We start from the raw sequence: 17,801 nt of genomic DNA, 5'->3' as shown, positions 1-17,801 counted from the left end.
TCAAAAAGAGAGGGACGGTTCACATGATGTGAACCGTCCCTCTCTTTTTGCCCGGAAAAGGTTAGGCTTTAACGAAAAACGGCATTTCCGAAGAGCAACTTTCCATTATACCAAAACCCCCGGAATAGGGGATTGTCCGCCATATAAATAATTTCACCCTGACCCATTTCCTGAACACCGTAGATGAGGGTGTTTTTCAAACGCTCTTTGGCGTTGACCCCCGCAAAACCCGCGCGGTAGCTATCCCCCTCCAGGTACCCCACATTCCATCCCTCGGGTAAGTACTCAAAATTATAGGTACTGCGTATCAGGCCAAAATAATCGCCGGTATAACCAAAAGCCAGAGGATGGGTGGTATCGAGCTTAACCTGATATACGCTGCCCGGGGTATCATCACTGGCCGATTCCCGTTCCCGGTTGGCATATAGTTTAAGAGGCGATTCTTTATCTTTGGCCGCGTTTTCTTTACTCTTCCGTTTCAAATCGAAATCGGTTTTGTTGGCCAAAGCTCCATTGGCTTCCTCCATCGCAATCAGTTTACCGCCGTTCCGAATCCATTCTTTCAATTGGGTAAGGGCATTATCAGTCAATATTTTACTGTAGCTACCGGTAGGAAGAATCAGCACGTCGATCTCGTTCCAGGGTAGGCGCGAAAAGTTTTCGCCCTCCACTACGGTCACCGGGTAGTGGATTTGCTGCTCGAAGAAATGCCACACCTCGCCAAAAGCCAGAGGCGACACCCCGTTGCCCGACATGACTACTACCTTAGGAGCGGTCAGAGGTGCCACATTGCCCGAGCCAAAGTCAGAACCTGACGTAACGAAACCCGTTTGGGCAGGTACGAGGGTTACGCCCAGGCGGTCGGCTATACCCGTGACCATCCGGTCAAAATCAACGCCAAGATTTTCGTTGCCCTTTCGGGTAATCACCAGGGTACCTGCTCCATAGGTGGTACCATCGATTTCAAAGGGTACATTGGAGGTGCGCAAGCGAATTTTACTGGTGAGCAGTTCGGTAAGAAAACGCAGATCGTTGAAGGAATCCCATCGGGCCAGGTAAGCATAAGGTGGTTGAGATGGAACCTCGTTCGTCACTTTCAAAACCTGGGTTGCGGTGGGAGTGAGCCGTTCTTTTGACCCGTAGGCTTTCAAACCGTAAGCATACGCTAACCCCCAACTCGTAATATCGTAGGTGATGGAGTCTTCCAGTTCGGGACGTGGCTCAAAGAGGATTTTCAGTAAAGACGACTTGGGCTGGTAGGCACTGATCAACAGGTCCTTACTCTCAAATTTGGCCGATTCATCGGCGAGCGTCGTGAGGCTGGTAACCTTTCCCGAATAATTTTTACCCACCAATCCGTATTGAATTCCCTGTTTGTCGAGTAATTCCTGCAGGGCCAGTGCCCGCCCGACATCGCCTTCTGTCTTAACCAGATACGATTTGAAAGTACCAATGGGCTCTTTTTGCGCCCGATCGTAATAACTGACAAATTCCTTTACCGTCTGCTCGGCCCGGGATGAAATGGCTTCTAGGGTCGACATGCTCGTAGCAAAGTGATGGTCGATGCGCGAAGAAAGGGTCAGGGTATCGCCTTCGTCCTCGCGGGCGATAGCTACCCCCGCCCGACCACCGCCACCCTGCTCGTAAGTCATGCCAATGGCTCCGTTGTAAGTGGGCCAGGTATCGCCATAGCTAGGGTAAAACAGATCGTAGTTGTTACGGGTGAAGTACAACCAGCCATTTTTATCAAAATATTTCCGGCTGTAGGTACCCAGAATGTTATTGAACTCGCGCTGCCAGGGGGTAATATCCTTGTGGAAGGGTTTGGCCGCCGGAGGAAAATAATACGAACTTGATGAACCCATCTCGTGGAAATCGGCGTGCAGATGCGGCATCCACTGATTGTAGAGTTTGATGCGCTCCTGCGATTCTTTCTGAAGTTGCCAGGCCCAATCCCGGTTCAGATCGAAAAGGTAGTGGTTGTAGCGTCCACCCGGCCAGGGTTCGTTGTGTTCCCAGGCCCAGGGGGTCGGATTGGGCTGGGCGGCCATTACCCGGTTGTACCATTGGGCGTACCGATCACGTCCGTCAGGGTTGATGCAGGGATCGAGAATTACTACGGTGTTTTTCAGAATATCCTGGGTGGTCTTATTGTCTTTGTTCAGCAATTCATACAGCACTTTCATGACCGATTCGGACGAAACCGCCTCATTACCATGGACATTATAGCTCAACCAGGCGATGGCGGGTACTTTGCCCGTAGGGGTACCCGCCATGATTCCGATGCTTTTCAGGTTGTCGGTCCGGATGGTTTCCAGACGGGCAAGGTTCTCGGGAGAGGCTACCACGGCTACCATCAGCGGGCGTCCTTCGTAAGTAGATCCATAGGGGATGAGTTTGACCTGGGTGGGATTTCGTTGCGCCAGTAATTCCACGTACCCGGCGATGCGGTAATGGAATGAAAATCGGCTTCCCAGCGGATAACCGAGGTACGATTCGGGTATTGGGTTTTGGGAGAAGGAGGTGGTTGCCAGCAGGAGACAAACTAATGAGAATAAGATTTTTTTCATTTTCAGGGAATTCGTGAATCGGCGATAAGATTTCAAAAATAACAAAAAAACGCCTTTTGGAGCTATTTCCGGGAAATGGGTTTCCTAATTTAAGAATTGTAATAAATCAAGGTACTGGAAATGAGTCCATTTGAAAATTGTTCTGGTTTTTTTGGAGGTAGGTTTTGGATAATTAAAATCAACCGCCCATATTTGCACCACGTTTTCGGAAAAAGGAAACGGAAATGAAAGGAAAGTGTTTTCCTACACGAAAATAAGGGACCAGTCGGCCCATTCGTCTAGCGGTTAGGACACGACCCTTTCACGGTTGAAACAGGGGTTCGATTCCCCTATGGGTCACAGCCGACAATTATAAAGCCCTGTAAGTCATATACTTACAGGGCTTTATTGTTATATTGCTGAAACATTACTGAAACACTTTCAAATAACCGCGTATTTAGGCCACCGTTTCAGTTGAAATAAAGGCTGAATCAATTACGTGGCTACGGGAGGTGGGTTTATCATTTTTCAGAAGAATCGGGCTGCTCCCAAAGCCGGCGCGCCAAATCAAGGTTCTTCTGCGCAAGGTTCACCTCCTTTTTGGCGTAGGTGAGAGAGTAGGAGTGTCGCAATTCGTATTTGCCTGATTTTAGCCCGGCATGGTACTCCGTCGCCTTCTCTAACTTATACTCGTAATACCCGATGCTTTCGGGCATGGACAGGTTGACCTCCTGGGTCTTGCTTTCCCAATAGGCAGCGCGGGCTTCGTAGTCCTTGGCCTTATCGGAGAACTCCACGCATTTTCCCATGCGGTTCCAATTGCGGTCGATCAAGGCGCGGTGCCTCTTTTCGCTGTAGTGGCCGACCTTGATGGGCTCCCCAAGGCTAAGAAAATCCTTCCCTTCGTGCGAGGCCTCATAGTACTCGTTACTTTTCCGCTCAGCCGTGGCCGCGTATCCGTTCAGCCGGTCGGCCTTCGCCTTGGCCCGCTCCTGGGCGTTGAAGCCGTCGGTTCGGGTTATGGAGTAAAAGTAGAAGCCGCCCTGCTCGTAGATCAGATTGTGGACCTCACATTCATTCTCCTTGCCGTGCCGGGTCTGGACCTCGATCACATCGCCGGTTTGGTATAGCTGATCACATTTGGCAAGGAACACATTCGGAGCAAATTTACTATAGGTATTCATGGGGGTTGGATGGTTGAGTGAAATACGCCCGCCGGTAGCCGACGGGCTTTGAAAAGAAAGATCAATTCAATTGCCAGGGCTGGCAGCTGCGCCACTGCTGAATCTCCACGTCAAAAAAGTTGATCAGGGTGGTGGGTTGGCTGGGTGACTTCGGGGCGAAGGCGGCTGGGATCAGTCCGGCTGAGCGGGTACCCACGGCGTGGCGGATGCTGCCATCCTTCTTGGTGAAAGCGAAGGCGGCCTGCCCGGCCTGCATCAGGCGGCGAAGCTTGACGGCTTTCCAGGCGGCGGATAGGGCAAGGCCGAAGTTCAGGTACCGGGACTTGATGGCGTGGGCCATCTGCATTGCTTGTGCTTGGATTTTCATGTTATTAAGTTTTGATTGTTTGACTTATCAAAAGTAATATTATAATTAATATTAATCAAATATTTTGATAACTATTTTTTAAAGAATATCCTTTGAAATAGCGGTTTATAGTTAATTCTGGCTGGTTTTACGAGAAAACTCAATAATGGTGGATTTGCTAAAAATAAATATTTTATTAATTATGATATTATTTTGATAAAAGGATTTATATTTGTGTATCAAAATCGTGGGATGGAGCAGATGGTTAGCTCGCTGGGCTCATAACCCGGAGGTCGGTGGTTCGAGTCCACCTCCCGCTACGGAAGTCCGCCGGTCGTTGGACCGTACGCCCTAAGGGCAGGCAAGGTTTGCATCATACCGTTATATCCGGTCGCCTGCGGGCAAGTAGCGTGAAAGTCGTGGACTTAGGAAGTGCGGATTCGAATTCCGCTGGTGCAGCATACAACCAGAGAGAGAGCCCGAAAAACTGGTTTTGGATTCTTGGTCGGTGTACAACGGTCAGGATATTGAAGCCAGAAGCATCCGAGACGAAGCCGGAAGTACAACGGTGGAAGCGAGGCCAGGGCGCAGAAATTATCCGGTGAAGATGCCGGAAACCGAGGAGACTCGTCAGCCGGAGCGATACGGCGGTGGAAGGGGTGGCGGAATGTAGACGCAAAGCGTGCGGTTTGCCGAGAAATCGGATTTCACAACGCCCAGTAGGTCTGAAATTGCCGGTTCAAGTCCGGCCTCCTTCCCAAGCTGCGTTTCACGCACTTATATGCTGCCAGGGGCTTAGGCCTGCTGGTGATCGGAGAGCCCACTAAGTTTTAATCCGATTACAGCCGGAAAGACGGCATTCGTTTTTATTTATTATGGTGTGGATATAATCAAAAAGCTTCGGGCGTTTGTCCGAGGCTTTTTTGTTGGTATGATAAGCTGCCGAATGATTAAATATAGTATTAATTTTGGGTGTCACTCTTAACCCATAACTATTCTTACTATGCCGTTTCACACTCATGAGGAGATAGAGCAGCGGCTAATGTTGGTTTCTGAGCAGTACTTGCAAGGGGTACCCCAGTTTAGAATCGCGGCAATGGCGGGCGTGACACCTTCGCAGGTCAGCCAGGATCTGAAAGCATTGCGCCAACGGTGGCGGGACACCAACCTGAGCAACATCGACGACATCATCACCGACCAGCTCGTCAAGCTCGACCGGATGGAGTCGGAGCTGTGGGATGCCTGGGAGCGCAGCAAGCGGGATTTCACAGAGCACCGGAAAAAAGGTACCGGGCTGGCCACCGTCGAGGGGAAGGACGGGAAGGATGATGAAATGATTGCCATCAGTGAAGTGACGCACACTACCAAGGAAAAGGAGCCCAATGCCGCCTACATGTCGGGTATCCTGGCCATCATCGACAAGCGGCTGACGATACTGGGCGTGGAGAGCGGCGGACTGAATGCCGATAAGACCATCGTCGTAAAAATCAAAGCATAGGTGCGATGGCGTTAGAGATAGAACTTGAATTCAGCCCCTACGCTTCCTATCAGCGCAAGATTATTGAATCAACGTGCCGGTATACCATCACCGAGGCCAGCACGAAGGTGGGCAAGACCTACTCCCACATCGTGTGGCTGCTGACCAAGGCCGTCGAGGAGGGGGAGCTGGGCCGCAACTACTGGTGGGTGGCTCCGGTGAGCTCTCAGGCGGAGATCGCCTTCGACCGCATGGAGCGGTACCTGGGCGTGCTGATCAACCGGCGGCTGGTGAAGACCAACAAGTCCAAGCTGTACATCCAGCTCTGGCACGGGGCGCGGATCTGGTTCAAGTCGGCCGACAAGCCGGATTCGCTGTATGGGGAGGACGTGTACGCGGCGGTCTTCGACGAGTTCACCCGGGCCAAGGCCACGGCCTGGTACGCCCTGCGCAGCACGATCACCAAGACGGAGGCTCCCGTCAAGTTCATCGGCAACAAGACGCACCCCAAGCACTGGGGCTCCAAGCTGGTGGGGGACGTGGAGAAGGGCAACATGGGGGCGGACTGGGAGTACCACTGCATCACGGCCTGGGACGCGGTGGACGAGGGCATCCTGAGCCGGGAGGAGATTCTGGCGGCCCAGCGCGAGCTGCCCGACGACATATTCGCCAGCCTCTACGAGGTGAAGTGGATCGAGGTGAACGGCAACCCGTTCTGGCGGCACATCGACCTAAGCAAGGTGGTGCGGCCGGTGGCGTATGACCCAAAGCTGGCGGTGTACCTTTCCTTCGACTACAACAAGCGCAACAGCTGCCTGGTGACCCAGCGGACGGGCCGCGAAAGGCGCTACATCGAGGAGTACTACATGCTGGGGGGGGATGGAGAGGACCTCGAAGCGCTAGTACAGGAAATATGCTTCAAGTACCGCCATAACATCATCCATGTGACGGGCGATGCCTCGGGCCGGGCGGGATCTGCCTTCACGAGTGGCAATGCCAGCGGGCGGATGCTGCTGGAAATGTATTTTGAACGCCACAAGGCGGAATGGGTGTATTTCGACCAGTACCCGACCTCCAACCCTGAGCACGTGAACAGCCGGTTGATCTGCAACGCGCTGACCAAGAACCTGGACGTGGTAATCGATCCCGGTTGTGTGACGCTTATCTCCGATATCCGCAGGGTGAAGACGACGGTGGAGGGGGGAATGGATAAGGACGACATGAATAAGGAGGACTATGGCCACATGAACGACACCCTGCGCTACGACCTGATGAACTTCGATTTCGAGACTTTCACGCAGCTGGGGTATGCGGCTTGATTTTGCTAAGCAAATAAAAACCCGCTCATTGGCAGCGTGTTAGGTTGGTATTAACATTTGCTGTATATATAAGAATTGTTACAACTCTTCCTATGTTGCGAATTGAAAACCCATCATTGGTGGTGAAATTGGTATCTTCTCCCGGTCGATTGGGTCAGTGAACATCGGATGAGGAAACGCACGCGTTTCAATCAGGGCATCCATTGTATCGACTTGTCCGGTGGCTTGGGCTTTCAGCACTTCAAACGCTTTGGTTGACACGTATAAGGTACCGTTGATTTCGTACACTATGTGTTTTTCTACCCATTTGAAATTTTCGGGATTCTTCGCCCATTTGCGCCGAATTCGCTTTCTTTTGGATCGTGGAATTCGGTGCTGAACACGCTTTTGGCTGACACACATCAGGTCGTTGATCTCTACTCTCATAGCTCACGCGTGATGCTAATGTAATCCACGATGACCTGCCGAAATTCCTTTTCAGTGTCCTGAACTTCCTGCTGCGCCCGCTCAATGGCCAGGGTATAGATTTCCTCTGCCAGCTCGGCATCGACTTCCTCCGCATCAGGATGAAGGTAGATGGCCCGGTTGATGGCTTTGGCGTCGCGGTAGTGCCGGACGCGACTGAGCGCCTTCTCGTAGTCGCTAACGATGGGGGTGAGCATTTGGTAGAGCGCGACTGGCCACGGGCGATCGGATATTGACCTTCCTTCCGCTTTGGCGGGATTCTCGGTTTCGACTTGGATGTCCATCTCCCTGGCTTTGTCCACGACAGCTACCGCCAATTCCTTCATTTCTTCGACGATGGGGTGGGTATGGGTGTGCTCCGATTCGGGTAGCATTTCCGTTACTTCGGCTTCCGGCTCAACGGGTACCTCATCGGGATCGGGCTGCCCGGCGGTGTGGCCTTGCGCCATGGCCATTACACCCTCGAATAGCTCCTCGGCTCGGGATTGGGGTTCAACCGGCCTGAACGCTTCCAGGAGTTTTAGAGCGTTCTTGGCCTCGAAGTTGAACATGCGCCGGTCGGAGGAGATGATCAGGCGGTTGTTGCGCAGGTCGTAGTTCAGGATGGTGTGCGGGTCGGGGTCCTGCATGAACAGGAACGTGAGGCCGATCATGTCCTGGATTTTCTGCTCGATGCGTTGGATGGTGGCGGTTGTCATGGGGGATTGGGGTTGAAGTAAAGTGAAAGGCAATTCTAATTCAGCCAGGTCGGCCTCGGTGCACTCGGGTTCGGTGGTGCCCAGGTACTGGCTGTGGGTGGCGTAGTGGTGGACGGTGTTTACACCATCCTGCCAGGCCATGCGCCGACTGCCGCAGATAAGGCAATGGCAAGCCGACGCTATGCCGAACCGGGTGGGCTGGCCGTCAAAGCCAGGAATCGTGCTCCACTGGTGCATCAGGCGAGGCGGATTTGCTGAATTTGCGGAATACGCCTGCGGATTCGAGCAGGTACCATATTAGTACGAACGGCCAGAAGATGATGCCGGCCAGCTTGATCATGGAATTCAGGAAAGTGGTACGCTCATCGTCGAGCAGCAGCAGGGTCAGAAACATCAGGACGAAGCCGGAGGTGTAAAGGATGATCAGGATGATGGTTAGCATGGGGATGGGGTTTGGAGGTGGATTCGATTATACAGTTGACGATCGGTGATTAGTTGGCTGAGAAACGCATGGGGCTACCGCCCGGTGTGGGTGCCATCAATATCCGCTGGGATACTTCCTCAAGGGTACCCTGAACCGTGAGCTCCGCCCCGCTGAGCAGCCCTATATATATGCGGTCGTTCTTGGTTTCATGGCGGCGGAGGTACGAGACGTGGGGGATGCACAGCAGGCCGTCGAGGAACTTCTGCTCATGGTCATCGTGTACCAGGGCCGCCAGTTCCAGGTCGGTCTCATCATAGGGGAGCATTTTGACGGGTATGAACATGGTTGGTTTTTTAGTCACCTACCGACATTGATGTCGGTAGGTGAAGGTTCTCGGAATTTTTTTTAATCGAATAGCTTTTTCAGGCGGCTGATCTGAGAGTGGATGTGCTCCTGCTCTTTGACTTTCGCTGCGTTTTGTTCCTGAATCATTCTGATCTCTTCGTTATTATTGTCGATTTGATTCATCAATTCCATTATCCTTTGATCCAGAAACACAATGGACTCAGACACTACCGCCTGTACATTGGACGTGTAGTCCTCGTGGCTTTTCGAGATGTTTTTGAGATGGTTGGCTATATCCCGTGCTTCGGGATTATGCTGCTTGGGCGGGGGTGACATGGAACACCCGTTGTCAACAGTCATTGAGGGCCGTCCCTGGATTTCCCTGGGTTCATTCAGTGCTTGTCCGTACATAATTGGATTGGGTTTTAAAGTGAAATAATTATTGATTAAGGTTTTAATTCAGTGTAGCGCCAGCCCTGAAAGCCGCGCATGGGTAGGTGGGGGCAGGGGTGCCAGTTAGCCATGACAATGATTTTTGTCACGCGCTCCTTTCCAATGTCGTGACGGTTGCGCCAGTTCTCGGAAGTGTCGGTGTCCAGGATATGGAAATAGCCTCTGATTTTGCCATCGTAGATCATGAAGCAGACCGACTCACCCACAACTATGTCTTTTGGTAAATTCATGGTGTTGATCGTCCAGAACCAGGGCTGGCCACGGTGGCGGGGTGTTTCGCCATCGCATAGAAGAACTGTTCGCTCACAGGTCTTCCAGTCCTTGAATTTGGATTTGGGGATGGTGGTAATGATGTGCTTCATAGGATTATTCTTGGGATGGGTGCCGGAAATGCCGGGGTAGTACTTGGAATCGTTGCACTATAAATAGGTTCGGGCTAGGTATTCGGCGTACTCCTGCTCCCTGATTTTCTGACGATCGAGCTTTGCCTTGTCCAACTTTCTTTGCAGTGAGGGTGGGTAGGCTGGCATGGGTCGCGGGCCAACGATCTTCCAGCCCAAATAGGATTGGTTATTATAGTCGCGGTGCAGGTGATCCAGGTCAGTGTCATCGAGCACGCGGACCGTCACGCCGTTGAAGCGGAATTCGACGGTACCGTTGGTCTGGGCGGCAAGCCCCTTGGCTTTGGCTGCTGCTTTCTCAAAGCTGGTTCCGGCGAATACTTCCATTGTAGTGTAATTCATGTGATAGTAATGTGATTGAGAGATTGGCAAAGAGCGGTTATGGGACTGCTGGGGTATTTTTTCATGTGATGAGGTTCGTCAGCCCGGTTTAGGGCCAACCGGAAAATATGGCTGAGGGAATACGCTCATGATGCTGATGTCTACGTATCCGCCCGCTCCGGTGGGTAGCGTGTAAGCAATACGGCCGTGGGGTCTTAGCCCCTTTGAGGAATAGGGCGTTTCCCAGTGTCGGTCATAGCCGATGGCGTCGAACATTTCACTGAGCAGGTCTTCGTGAGAGCCTGGGTGCTCAGTCCAGGGGACAGCGATCAGATCCATGTCGCGGGTGAAGCTGCCGTGGACGGCCAATGCATACCCGTGCTTGTGGGCGATGTCTTTCAGGATGCCGTAGTAGTTGGCGTATAGGACGGGCATCCACTTGTGGCCGTGGTGGGGGCTATTGTCTGCCATGTTAGAGGGGCTTTAAGTAAACTATAAAATCAACATGGCAATAGTTAGTGTTGTGATACACCTCCATAAACCGCGAGCCAAACTCATTCCTGATAGCCTTCATTATATACCCCCAATGTTCGGGGTCATCGTCGCTACCATCCACTCCGATCCCTATGGGGGAAATACAGCGCACGCCGTTATTTTTCACCGTGTTCTTTACGGTGTAGTGGCTTGGAAGTATGGATTTCATAAATCCAATGTCATTATGAAGTTGGGTTGTCATGGGTCAGTCGTTAAAAAAATCGCGATACAGATCGTAGCCCAAATAGGCTATCCAGACAATCAGCAGGCCCTTACCAAACCAGCCCAATCCGTGTTGGTCCAGGGGGCCGTGCGCCGCTACGATGGCGACCGTGCCCAGGAGTTGGATGGCGGTCTTAAGCATCATGATTCAACGGGACTATCCTCATCCTCCTTCCGCTCGAAGTGCAGTGTCTTCTCGTAGACATCCTCGAACTGCTCGGAAACCTTGATAACCTTGCGGGGCGGAATCTCCTTGCCGGACTTGCCCAGCAGCGCGTACTCGATCTTGCTGCACTGACCGTTGTCGGGCACGTCGATGTTGATCACGTGCGGTGGCTGGCCTGCCTTCCAGGCATGCTGGAAGTCGTAGACGGTGGCACCGATGCTCAGGAAGACGGTGATTTTCCGCTGGTTTTTTAGGCCCAGCAGCCTGGGTTTACCGGGCACGACCCTGAAAAAATAGCGGCGCATATGGGTCGCGTCGATTCTCTTGGTAGTGAGGTGTTGTATTTCCATTTCGATTTAGTAGTTTTGTTAGCAAAATTAATAATATATTTAATTTTTTATCAATTAAATATGAATCACCTTACCAAAAAACTGGTGGGCTTCCGGCCCGTATCGGATTGGGCCCAGCAGTATGTCAACGACCTGCCGGGCATCAGCGCCGAGCTGGGAACTGCGCTCGTCGAGGATGAGGACATCGACTGCTGGGACGCCGAGGCGGGGTTGACGGCCCTGTGGGAGCGGATCAGCATGCTGGCCTATGAGAAGCTGCTGCTGGATCTGGAGGTGCTGCTTTCGGAGAAGGGGGCCTTCCGCCATGAATTGGCCTACACCAGCCACCTGCCGGTGGGTACCACCGTGCTTGCTGCCAACACCCAGCGGACGCTGCGCATCAAGACCCAGCCCGTGCGCTTCACAAGGCTGGTGGTTGACTCGCTGGCGGTGGTGGCCAATGGCGAGGGGATGTTGAGTGTGGAATTGACAGACGGCAATGGGGCGGCGCTCATGGAGGTGGTGACCTATAACCTGTATGCGGGCCTCAACGAGCTGGACTTCTTCTACGAGGCTCCCAACTCACGGGGGGTAGAGCTGCGGCTGGCGGTGCGGGCCACTGTGGGGCTCACGGCCTTCCGGGGCAAGACGCTCACTGAATCGGGGCAATGCATGGCCGAAGCGCTGTCGGTATGGGACGAGGTACTCGATCAGGTGGCAGAGGATCCGGTCTTGGACGCGGGCCTTAGGCTGGGTGGCCACCTTGACGCCCTTGTGGAGCGCAACGCCACCCTGCTAGCACCGGCCTACCAGTACGTTTGCGGGCACCAGTTCATGCTCGAAAAGCTGGCCTCCAACAACTTCAACGCCTTCACCAACACCAACCGCCTGGTGACCGAGGACAACCGCGACGCCTACCACAAGCAGTACCGGACCTTCCTGACCCGGGCGGCGGCGCTGATGGTCAAGCAGCTCGAGAACAGTCCCACACTGGAAGCCACCGCCCATGAAACCGGGGGCTGGAGTCTGGGCAGCCTGGTGTGAGCGACAAATCTTATCAAGCATGAAAGGGAAGTACCTCATAACGACCGATGCATGGTTTCTGGCTCCCGACGGCAAGTCCTACCGGGCCGTGTGGGGTGAGGTGGAGATTGTCGAGGACAGTTTCCTGGGCATCAAGACCAACCGCAACGCCAGTAACTGGTTTGCCAGAGTCGGTGGTAAGGATAATCACGTGATCGTGGCGGGGTGCCAGATCCATTATGCCGTGCGCTGCGAGGATTGTCCGAATACCGAAAAAGTGACGGACTATCAAACCGAAGACGGATTTAATGAGTTTGAGCGGCCGACCCAGATTTACATCGCTTCGTAATGTACACCATCGAATCGGACATAGGGAAAGTGGCATTGCGCTTTGCCGTCCACTTGCAGGGCGTGGAGGATACGCTGGCGGACGACCTGGTGGAAGCGGCGGGCGATGGTATGGCGGCCGTGACGCACCGCATCCAGCATCGGGGACTAAACACCGATGGCCAGCCGATGCTCAGCCAGAGCGCCCGAAGAACCGGCGCGTACAGCCGGATATGGGGAGCCTACCGCCGAAAGCGCGGCCGCCAGGCCGACCGCGTGGACTTCACGATGGAGGGGGATTTGATGCGCAACTACCAGATCATCTACAAGACCTCCCGCGAAGTGACGGTGGGATTCCTCGACGGCGGGATGGCCGACATTGCCGCTTATCTGGAAGCGTACTTCGGTGCGGCTTTCTACCTGTCGACCGAAGAGCAGGCCATTGTACTGAAGACGCTGTCCAGCAGAATCTATCAGAAGCTGGATGTGTGACACCGTGTTTCTATCTATTTTTATATTAAAACTTTGACATATAACATAAAACAAATATACTTGTATTTCCCTTATCTCCGATCCATTACCATACAACCGACTCGACACCATGCTGAAACCTGTGCGCTACACTTCCGATGATGATACCCTGGTCTCCTTGAACCTCATAGTGGGCGGAATGCTGTTCGAGTGGGACGAAGGCGGCGATATCTGCTGCTGTATCTGCGAGCGCACCATCCGCGACTACGGCCTGTCGGTCGAACAGTTCAAGCACATGGTGCTGATCGACGGCCTGAGGCAGATGCTAGAGTATTACCCGAACGCTTTCCTGCACCTCGGCCACAACAAGTACATCCACTGCGAAATACTCGCAGCCAAACCCAAAAACTAATGAAACTGAACCTATCGGAGGTGAGTGAGCGGCTGCTGGCCGCACTGGCCAATGCCTGTCAGAGCGACGTGGTGTATCACGGCCAGGCGCAGGCCGTCTACCATCAGGGCGATGGCAGGAACAGGCTGATGACGTTGAGTGACCCCATCAAGATGGTGGGCATCGAAGGCAAGGCGCAAACCCAACTCGCCTGGCTGGCAGAGACGTTGGTGGGGGTGGAGGGACGGAGCTATGGCACGGGAGGAACCAACCTGTTCACGGCTACGGTGTCGCTGCTGGTGCTCAGCCGCCAGAGCGACACGCTGGGTGTGCTATTGCAGGTGCTGTCGGGTAGTTACGACGTGCAGGTGACAGGGGTGGACATGAACACGCTGCGGGTGATCCGGGAGGGTTGGCTGGTGGACGTGGGTAAGGATAAGAACTACGATCCCGCGCTGCTGGCCTGGAACATACGCTGCCGGATCAACAATGTACAACTCGTTAAGGATTGCTAATGCATAAGAATTTCAAAGAATTGCTCGAAGCGGGCGATGTGGTGGCTGCCCTGGGCCCCGATGGCGAGCCCTTCGTTCTGGAAGGGGTGCCCTACTACCAGTACCGCGACGGCGGGGTGCCCACGCGGCCGCTGCGCTTCCACCGCTTCGCCGAGACGAACTTCGAGCACGAGGCCTGGCAGATGGACCGCGAGAGCCTGCTGGCGTTCATGGCCGCCTTCCAAGACTTCACCATCGGGGCGATCGCCAATATGAACAATCCGGACTGGATCAAGCGCAATGCGCCGGTCATGCTCAGCACCATCACCAACGTGCGCGAGCGCATCGAGAGCTACAACTCCACTATTGAGTTCGTATACGACATGGCGTCGGTGATTTATTTTCACGAGGATGAGGATCCGCACGGCTACGATCTGGCCGAGGCTAAGAAGAAGAAGGCGGTGTGGCGCCGCTACCCCGAGCTCTACGCTTTTTTTTTGAGCATGGACTTGGGCAGGCACGTGCCCTTGGCGAGGCTGTCGCAGCCCGATACCCTGACCTCGGCGGCCAAGTCGCTCGGGTTGATGCTTACCACATTGCAGAGTCTGTCGTTGGACTACGACTGGCACGATACGACGAGCGGTACGCCGAGCTTTATAGCCTCGCAGACGGTAACCCTGAAAGAATACGCTACTTCACTGCTCTACCTATTGAGGAATACTTCGACTACCTCAGCGCCCACGTCCGGGAAATAGAGCGCAGGCACGAGGAGGCCAGGAAGCGGGATATGAAATAAATAGAAACTACATTTGCAGCGGTCGCATTGATCGCAAGATTGGTTTGGCTAGGCCCGGAGAAGCATTCCCGCTCTGACTCCGGGCTTTTTTGTGCATTACAGTACAGGAAATGAAGACTGACCTACCACTTGATAACTTCTATTATTGGCATCCTCCATCTCGTAATCGATGGATTGGCATCCTCCTCTACTAAATGGTAGAGGCTTCCCTTAATTGGCCTGTCATGCCCGACAGGGAGAATAAGAGAATGTTCTTGGCCGCGTTGACATCCCGCGAATGCGTGGAGCCGCATGAAGAACATACCCATTCCCTTACAGCCAAATGCCCTAGACCGCGCGGCCCTGTCCTTTTGGAGCAAGATGAACACGTGACAGTTGACCAACTTTCTTTAACCACTCTCACTTCGACACCAAGCCGGTTGGCTTTATACGCAAGCATCTGTTTGAGGCCATGCCAACCCGCATCGGATACGGATTTGGCCTGACGGGTCTTTATTAACTTGGAGGAACTGACATCACCGACGATGATGCGGTCGTACTCCTGCACGAGCCGCGTGGAGGCCTTGTGGTTCCAGTCCCTGCGTTTGTTTCTGATTTTGGCATGTATGGCCGTGACGCGCTTTTTCTTACGGGCGCGCTGGGCCATCGCCAGTTTCTTCTCGTATTTCTTGGTAAGGTTTTCACGGCTAAATTCTACGCCATCTGACAGTGTAGCAATGGTTTTCAATCCCAGATCAATGCCGCATTCCTTTCCTGTCTTGATACGTCCACTGTCGGCTACCTCCATCGTCAGATTCACAAACCAATGTCCTTTGGAGTTCTGAGTGAACGAACCGAATCGAACAACACCTTCAATGGGACGTGACAGCCAGAAGCGGAATGTATGCCCGTAGTAGGTAATGGTATCGTCCTTTACCTTGACGGTATTCCCTTTAAAGGGTACCCAACCGAGCGACCGCTTGCGGCTACGCCATTTTAATCTTATCATCTTGTGTTGCTTACACTTGTCTGCATATTCCTGACAAACTGCTTCAATTGTCCGGGCGGCAATTCCCAAATCTTTGCTACATCCGGCAGTCAGCTTGTTCAATTCAAAGTTGGTAAAGGTCTTTCTGAACTTCTTCCAACGCTCCTGATTGACCTCGTTACAGTAGTTCCACACGAAATTGCACGAATAGCCCATCCTAGTCAGGTGTTTGCCCGACGTGGAGTCTTTGATGCGGAACTGGTAGGTCGTGTACTGCATGACAGGAAATGATTGGAAGGATTTGGGAGGGTGAGCATCCATAGGGAACGCTCACCCTTTTATTAGTTGATTTAAGCGGCTTCGATGTGCTGCTTCATGGTGTAGGGCAGTATTTCGCAGCGCACGTACCTATTTTGTCCCAACCGAAGGAAAGCGTCGGGATAGTAGGTGAGCATGGCCTTGAAGCCTTCCAATTCGATCATGTGCTTGAACTGATCCAGCGGTATGCCCGTGTCCGCTACGGTGCGCTCACAGAGGAATGCTTCCAGTTCGCCGGATTCGTTGTAGTTAAAGAGCATCCCACTTTGCACGTAAGCCAGTAGGTAGGCGGTGGTGTCGTTGGAGGTCAGACGGACGGGTAGGGTGGTTTGGGTACTTGCAGGCGTTTTCATACATTTGTAGCGGTTAGATTGATTGAAGAATTGGTTTGACTAGGCCCGGAGAGAAGTTTAGCCGACATGCCTCCGGGTTTTCTTTACTTTTATACATGTTGGAAATCCAACACGTATAAATCAAATAAAAAGCCAATTAAGGCTCATAGGTTATAGATGTTGTTATCTTGAAATGTCCGTAATCCAATAAAATGCCCCTCATTCTTTCTTCGGATATACCTCTCTTGTGAGTGTAATCCCTCCAAGCGGTTACAGGTCTTCCTTTTTTGACATCAGGAGGCAATGAAGGGTAGATATTTTTTATCCACCAGTCAAAGGCTTCGGGGATGGTTGTGAATTTTTTCATATACAAATATAGTTGTTTGTGTTGGAAATCCAACACACAAGAGTAATTATTTTTCAATTATTTTCATTGTCTTGTATAAGTATTTGATATTCAGTATTTATTAAATAAACGTTAATTTTTCAATGTGGATAAAGTCGCCTTATGTTTAGGTAAGATTGGTTAGTCGAAAAACACTTTCAGCTAATTTTTATATTTTTGAAGGGTACGATAACCCATGTCTCATTATTCAACATGTTCTACGCTACTATTAAGGTTGCTGCTTTTACCGCTATTTTTTCGGCTTTGGTGGCATCTTCAGCAACTTCACAGGTGTATTCAGAACCCTCTGTCTATAAAGGTTCGGTTTTAAGGGTATCGGAGCGGGTGTGTGCCGAATGCTCCTTTTATTCGGCACTGCCTATACAAGCGGACGGTAAGAGACAGTACGTAGACAGCCTTGGCAGAATAGATAATGAGTATCTGTTTTTAAAGGTTTTTGACGTTGCCGACGTGGTAGAGGTCAAAGAGGCCTCCAAGACGAAGGTCTACCTGAAATTGGTTTCACAAAGTGACTCGTTGACCTCCTACTTTCAGTTCTATAAGGACGATGGATTGAAATTTCCCTTCGAGATAAGCAAGAAGACAGAGGGCATGAAGAAAGTGGATATTTGTGCCTTCGTTGAACGCGAAGTAGACAAGTTTACAGGCGAGATAAGCCTTCACTACTCACGATCAAGGCTTTTTGTGGAACCAGTCAGATATACCAAAAAGGGGATAACAAGCTACTATTTACATATAAGTACCTCTTCCAGCCAACCGACTGCCAGTGTAAAAGGGGCTATTCTGTTGATGCGAAATAAGCAGAAGATAAATTTTCCATCGGCAAAAGTTTCGACGGAACTGAACGAGGACAAATACTTATTTGGAAATGATTCATATGTCCATTCAGTTTTTGTGCCAGTCACTAAGCAGCAAATGGATTACCTTTCAAAAAACGAGGTTTCCGATCTTCGGGTATATGTATTTGACAAAGAGCTTACTGCTACACAGTCCTTTGAAATAAAGACCGTCATGGAGTGTTTTTTGAAAGAGAAATGACTTCT

General features: G+C 52.1%; 27 protein-coding genes and 3 tRNA genes. 13 read left to right on the top strand and 17 right to left on the bottom strand.

Features of this window, described 5'->3' with window-relative positions; all coding sequences use genetic code 11:
- Positions 1–68 precede the first annotated feature (68 nt).
- Positions 69–2,570, bottom strand: coding sequence for a M14 family metallopeptidase (locus GBK04_RS25775; RefSeq protein ID WP_152764761.1), 2,502 nt, complete (start codon positions 2,568–2,570; stop codon positions 69–71).
- A gap of 267 nt (positions 2,571–2,837) precedes the next feature.
- Between GBK04_RS25775 and GBK04_RS25770 the strand changes: the two genes are divergently transcribed.
- Positions 2,838–2,909 (top strand) — tRNA-Glu (locus GBK04_RS25770).
- Positions 2,910–3,070: 161 nt separating this feature from the next.
- On the opposite strand, the gene GBK04_RS25765 is transcribed toward GBK04_RS25770, so the two are convergent.
- Both GBK04_RS25765 and GBK04_RS25760 read right to left on the bottom strand, forming a co-directional pair.
- Entirely contained in the window at positions 3,071–3,733 is a 663-nt protein-coding gene (locus tag GBK04_RS25765) for a DUF3560 domain-containing protein (RefSeq protein ID WP_152764759.1), read from the bottom strand.
- A gap of 61 nt (positions 3,734–3,794) precedes the next feature.
- Positions 3,795–4,100 (bottom strand): SH3 beta-barrel fold-containing protein, encoded by a 306-nt coding sequence (locus GBK04_RS25760; protein WP_152764757.1) that lies wholly within the window; start codon positions 4,098–4,100, stop codon positions 3,795–3,797.
- A gap of 225 nt (positions 4,101–4,325) precedes the next feature.
- Here GBK04_RS25760 and GBK04_RS25755 point away from each other — a divergent pair.
- The 5 genes from GBK04_RS25755 (at position 4,326) to GBK04_RS25735 (ending at position 6,875) form a co-directional block, all read left to right on the top strand.
- Positions 4,326–4,399 (top strand) — tRNA-Met (locus tag GBK04_RS25755).
- 173 nt (positions 4,400–4,572) lie between these two features.
- Positions 4,573–4,752 carry a hypothetical protein gene (locus tag GBK04_RS25750; RefSeq protein ID WP_152764755.1) on the top strand — a complete coding sequence of 60 codons (180 nt, stop codon included), beginning with the start codon at positions 4,573–4,575 and terminating at the stop codon, positions 4,750–4,752.
- Positions 4,733–4,837, top strand: a tRNA-OTHER gene (locus GBK04_RS25745). The genes GBK04_RS25750 and GBK04_RS25745 overlap by 20 nt, the downstream gene beginning before the upstream one ends.
- Positions 4,838–5,082: 245 nt before the next feature.
- Positions 5,083–5,577: a hypothetical protein gene (locus GBK04_RS25740; protein WP_152764753.1), complete on the top strand. Its 495-nt coding sequence runs from the start codon at positions 5,083–5,085 to the stop codon at positions 5,575–5,577.
- A gap of 5 nt (positions 5,578–5,582) precedes the next feature.
- Entirely contained in the window at positions 5,583–6,875 is a 1,293-nt protein-coding gene (locus tag GBK04_RS25735; protein WP_152764751.1) for a terminase large subunit domain-containing protein, read from the top strand.
- Positions 6,876–6,965: 90 nt separating this feature from the next.
- Here the strand turns inward: GBK04_RS25735 and GBK04_RS25730 are convergent, their stop codons facing one another.
- The 10 genes from GBK04_RS25730 to GBK04_RS25690 form a co-directional block, all read right to left on the bottom strand.
- Positions 6,966–7,301, bottom strand: coding sequence for a hypothetical protein (locus GBK04_RS25730; protein WP_152764749.1), 336 nt, complete (start codon positions 7,299–7,301; stop codon positions 6,966–6,968).
- On the bottom strand, positions 7,298–8,275 hold the full coding sequence (locus GBK04_RS25725) for a hypothetical protein (protein ID WP_152764747.1): 978 nt from the start codon (positions 8,273–8,275) through the stop codon (positions 7,298–7,300). Before GBK04_RS25725 ends, GBK04_RS25730 begins: the two co-directional genes overlap by 4 nt.
- On the bottom strand, positions 8,244–8,480 hold the full coding sequence (locus tag GBK04_RS25720) for a hypothetical protein (protein ID WP_152764745.1): 237 nt from the start codon (positions 8,478–8,480) through the stop codon (positions 8,244–8,246). Before GBK04_RS25720 ends, GBK04_RS25725 begins: the two co-directional genes overlap by 32 nt.
- A gap of 49 nt (positions 8,481–8,529) precedes the next feature.
- Positions 8,530–8,805, bottom strand: a complete 276-nt coding sequence (locus GBK04_RS25715) for a hypothetical protein (protein WP_152764744.1) — start codon at positions 8,803–8,805, stop codon at positions 8,530–8,532.
- A gap of 62 nt (positions 8,806–8,867) precedes the next feature.
- Positions 8,868–9,218, bottom strand: a complete 351-nt coding sequence (locus GBK04_RS25710; protein ID WP_152764742.1) for a hypothetical protein — start codon at positions 9,216–9,218, stop codon at positions 8,868–8,870.
- 35 nt (positions 9,219–9,253) lie between these two features.
- Positions 9,254–9,622, bottom strand: a complete 369-nt coding sequence (locus GBK04_RS25705; protein ID WP_152764740.1) for a hypothetical protein — start codon at positions 9,620–9,622, stop codon at positions 9,254–9,256.
- A 57-nt stretch (positions 9,623–9,679) separates the two neighbouring features.
- Positions 9,680–10,003, bottom strand: a complete 324-nt coding sequence (locus GBK04_RS25700; RefSeq protein ID WP_152764738.1) for a hypothetical protein — start codon at positions 10,001–10,003, stop codon at positions 9,680–9,682.
- A gap of 78 nt (positions 10,004–10,081) precedes the next feature.
- On the bottom strand, positions 10,082–10,453 hold the full coding sequence (locus GBK04_RS25695; protein WP_152764736.1) for a hypothetical protein: 372 nt from the start codon (positions 10,451–10,453) through the stop codon (positions 10,082–10,084).
- A 268-nt stretch (positions 10,454–10,721) separates the two neighbouring features.
- A complete protein-coding gene (locus tag GBK04_RS31120) occupies positions 10,722–10,883 on the bottom strand; it encodes a hypothetical protein (protein WP_373331341.1) in 162 nt (53 codons plus the stop codon).
- The gene (locus GBK04_RS25690; protein WP_152764734.1) at positions 10,880–11,254 is read right to left on the bottom strand and encodes a hypothetical protein; all 375 of its coding nucleotides are present in this window, start codon (positions 11,252–11,254) and stop codon (positions 10,880–10,882) included. Before GBK04_RS25690 ends, GBK04_RS31120 begins: the two co-directional genes overlap by 4 nt.
- Positions 11,255–11,269: 15 nt before the next feature.
- On the opposite strand from GBK04_RS25690, the gene GBK04_RS25685 reads away from it, so the two are divergent.
- From GBK04_RS25685 to GBK04_RS25665, 5 genes are all read left to right on the top strand, one after another.
- A complete protein-coding gene (locus GBK04_RS25685; RefSeq protein ID WP_152764732.1) occupies positions 11,270–12,277 on the top strand; it encodes a hypothetical protein in 1,008 nt (335 codons plus the stop codon).
- A gap of 19 nt (positions 12,278–12,296) precedes the next feature.
- The gene (locus tag GBK04_RS25680) at positions 12,297–12,605 is read left to right on the top strand and encodes a hypothetical protein (protein ID WP_152764730.1); all 309 of its coding nucleotides are present in this window, start codon (positions 12,297–12,299) and stop codon (positions 12,603–12,605) included.
- Positions 12,605–13,075: a hypothetical protein gene (locus tag GBK04_RS25675; protein ID WP_152764728.1), complete on the top strand. Its 471-nt coding sequence runs from the start codon at positions 12,605–12,607 to the stop codon at positions 13,073–13,075. Before GBK04_RS25680 ends, GBK04_RS25675 begins: the two co-directional genes overlap by 1 nt.
- A 109-nt stretch (positions 13,076–13,184) precedes the next feature.
- Complete coding sequence (locus GBK04_RS25670) at positions 13,185–13,466, top strand: hypothetical protein (RefSeq protein ID WP_152764726.1); 282 nt, start codon at positions 13,185–13,187, stop codon at positions 13,464–13,466.
- Positions 13,466–13,960: a hypothetical protein gene (locus GBK04_RS25665; protein ID WP_152764724.1), complete on the top strand. Its 495-nt coding sequence runs from the start codon at positions 13,466–13,468 to the stop codon at positions 13,958–13,960. The genes GBK04_RS25670 and GBK04_RS25665 overlap by 1 nt, the downstream gene beginning before the upstream one ends.
- On the opposite strand, the gene GBK04_RS31115 is transcribed toward GBK04_RS25665, so the two are convergent.
- Positions 13,957–14,130 carry a hypothetical protein gene (locus GBK04_RS31115; RefSeq protein WP_373331340.1) on the bottom strand — a complete coding sequence of 58 codons (174 nt, stop codon included), beginning with the start codon at positions 14,128–14,130 and terminating at the stop codon, positions 13,957–13,959. The two genes, GBK04_RS25665 and GBK04_RS31115, sit on opposite strands and share 4 nt — an antisense overlap.
- Before the next feature lie 39 nt (positions 14,131–14,169).
- On the opposite strand from GBK04_RS31115, the gene GBK04_RS25660 reads away from it, so the two are divergent.
- Positions 14,170–14,694 (top strand): hypothetical protein, encoded by a 525-nt coding sequence (locus GBK04_RS25660; protein ID WP_152764722.1) that lies wholly within the window; start codon positions 14,170–14,172, stop codon positions 14,692–14,694.
- Between the two features lie 231 nt (positions 14,695–14,925).
- Here the strand turns inward: GBK04_RS25660 and GBK04_RS25655 are convergent, their stop codons facing one another.
- The 3 genes from GBK04_RS25655 to GBK04_RS25645 form a co-directional block, all read right to left on the bottom strand.
- Positions 14,926–15,981, bottom strand: coding sequence for an RNA-guided endonuclease InsQ/TnpB family protein (locus GBK04_RS25655; RefSeq protein WP_373331339.1), 1,056 nt, complete (start codon positions 15,979–15,981; stop codon positions 14,926–14,928).
- A 71-nt stretch (positions 15,982–16,052) separates the two neighbouring features.
- The gene (locus tag GBK04_RS25650; RefSeq protein WP_152764718.1) at positions 16,053–16,373 is read right to left on the bottom strand and encodes a hypothetical protein; all 321 of its coding nucleotides are present in this window, start codon (positions 16,371–16,373) and stop codon (positions 16,053–16,055) included.
- 136 nt (positions 16,374–16,509) lie between these two features.
- Positions 16,510–16,719: a hypothetical protein gene (locus GBK04_RS25645; protein ID WP_152764716.1), complete on the bottom strand. Its 210-nt coding sequence runs from the start codon at positions 16,717–16,719 to the stop codon at positions 16,510–16,512.
- A gap of 231 nt (positions 16,720–16,950) precedes the next feature.
- Between GBK04_RS25645 and GBK04_RS25640 the strand changes: the two genes are divergently transcribed.
- Positions 16,951–17,796: a hypothetical protein gene (locus tag GBK04_RS25640; RefSeq protein WP_152764714.1), complete on the top strand. Its 846-nt coding sequence runs from the start codon at positions 16,951–16,953 to the stop codon at positions 17,794–17,796.
- The last annotated feature ends 5 nt before the right edge of the window (positions 17,797–17,801 follow it).

The organism is Salmonirosea aquatica, assembly GCF_009296315.1.
In the GTDB taxonomy this organism is placed as follows: Bacteria; Bacteroidota; Bacteroidia; order Cytophagales; family Spirosomataceae; genus Salmonirosea; species Salmonirosea aquatica.
This window is presented reverse-complemented; position numbering and strand designations above follow the sequence as displayed.

Coding starts and splice junctions, on each gene's coding strand:
- GBK04_RS25775 (WP_152764761.1), bottom strand. CDS start 2,570: ATGAAAAAAATCTTATTCTCATTAGTTTGTCTCCTGCTGGCAACCACC.
- GBK04_RS25765 (WP_152764759.1), bottom strand. CDS start 3,733: ATGAATACCTATAGTAAATTTGCTCCGAATGTGTTCCTTGCCAAATGT.
- GBK04_RS25760 (WP_152764757.1), bottom strand. CDS start 4,100: ATGAAAATCCAAGCACAAGCAATGCAGATGGCCCACGCCATCAAGTCC.
- GBK04_RS25740 (WP_152764753.1), top strand. CDS start 5,083: ATGCCGTTTCACACTCATGAGGAGATAGAGCAGCGGCTAATGTTGGTT.
- GBK04_RS25735 (WP_152764751.1), top strand. CDS start 5,583: ATGGCGTTAGAGATAGAACTTGAATTCAGCCCCTACGCTTCCTATCAG.
- GBK04_RS25730 (WP_152764749.1), bottom strand. CDS start 7,301: ATGAGAGTAGAGATCAACGACCTGATGTGTGTCAGCCAAAAGCGTGTT.
- GBK04_RS25725 (WP_152764747.1), bottom strand. CDS start 8,275: ATGCACCAGTGGAGCACGATTCCTGGCTTTGACGGCCAGCCCACCCGG.
- GBK04_RS25720 (WP_152764745.1), bottom strand. CDS start 8,480: ATGCTAACCATCATCCTGATCATCCTTTACACCTCCGGCTTCGTCCTG.
- GBK04_RS25715 (WP_152764744.1), bottom strand. CDS start 8,805: ATGTTCATACCCGTCAAAATGCTCCCCTATGATGAGACCGACCTGGAA.
- GBK04_RS25710 (WP_152764742.1), bottom strand. CDS start 9,218: ATGTACGGACAAGCACTGAATGAACCCAGGGAAATCCAGGGACGGCCC.
- GBK04_RS25705 (WP_152764740.1), bottom strand. CDS start 9,622: ATGAAGCACATCATTACCACCATCCCCAAATCCAAATTCAAGGACTGG.
- GBK04_RS25700 (WP_152764738.1), bottom strand. CDS start 10,003: ATGAATTACACTACAATGGAAGTATTCGCCGGAACCAGCTTTGAGAAA.
- GBK04_RS25695 (WP_152764736.1), bottom strand. CDS start 10,453: ATGGCAGACAATAGCCCCCACCACGGCCACAAGTGGATGCCCGTCCTA.
- GBK04_RS31120 (WP_373331341.1), bottom strand. CDS start 10,883: ATGATGCTTAAGACCGCCATCCAACTCCTGGGCACGGTCGCCATCGTA.
- GBK04_RS25690 (WP_152764734.1), bottom strand. CDS start 11,254: ATGGAAATACAACACCTCACTACCAAGAGAATCGACGCGACCCATATG.
- GBK04_RS25680 (WP_152764730.1), top strand. CDS start 12,297: ATGAAAGGGAAGTACCTCATAACGACCGATGCATGGTTTCTGGCTCCC.
- GBK04_RS25675 (WP_152764728.1), top strand. CDS start 12,605: ATGTACACCATCGAATCGGACATAGGGAAAGTGGCATTGCGCTTTGCC.
- GBK04_RS25670 (WP_152764726.1), top strand. CDS start 13,185: ATGCTGAAACCTGTGCGCTACACTTCCGATGATGATACCCTGGTCTCC.
- GBK04_RS25665 (WP_152764724.1), top strand. CDS start 13,466: ATGAAACTGAACCTATCGGAGGTGAGTGAGCGGCTGCTGGCCGCACTG.
- GBK04_RS25660 (WP_152764722.1), top strand. CDS start 14,170: ATGGCCGCCTTCCAAGACTTCACCATCGGGGCGATCGCCAATATGAAC.
- GBK04_RS25655 (WP_373331339.1), bottom strand. CDS start 15,981: ATGCAGTACACGACCTACCAGTTCCGCATCAAAGACTCCACGTCGGGC.
- GBK04_RS25650 (WP_152764718.1), bottom strand. CDS start 16,373: ATGAAAACGCCTGCAAGTACCCAAACCACCCTACCCGTCCGTCTGACC.
- GBK04_RS25645 (WP_152764716.1), bottom strand. CDS start 16,719: ATGAAAAAATTCACAACCATCCCCGAAGCCTTTGACTGGTGGATAAAA.
- GBK04_RS25640 (WP_152764714.1), top strand. CDS start 16,951: ATGTTCTACGCTACTATTAAGGTTGCTGCTTTTACCGCTATTTTTTCG.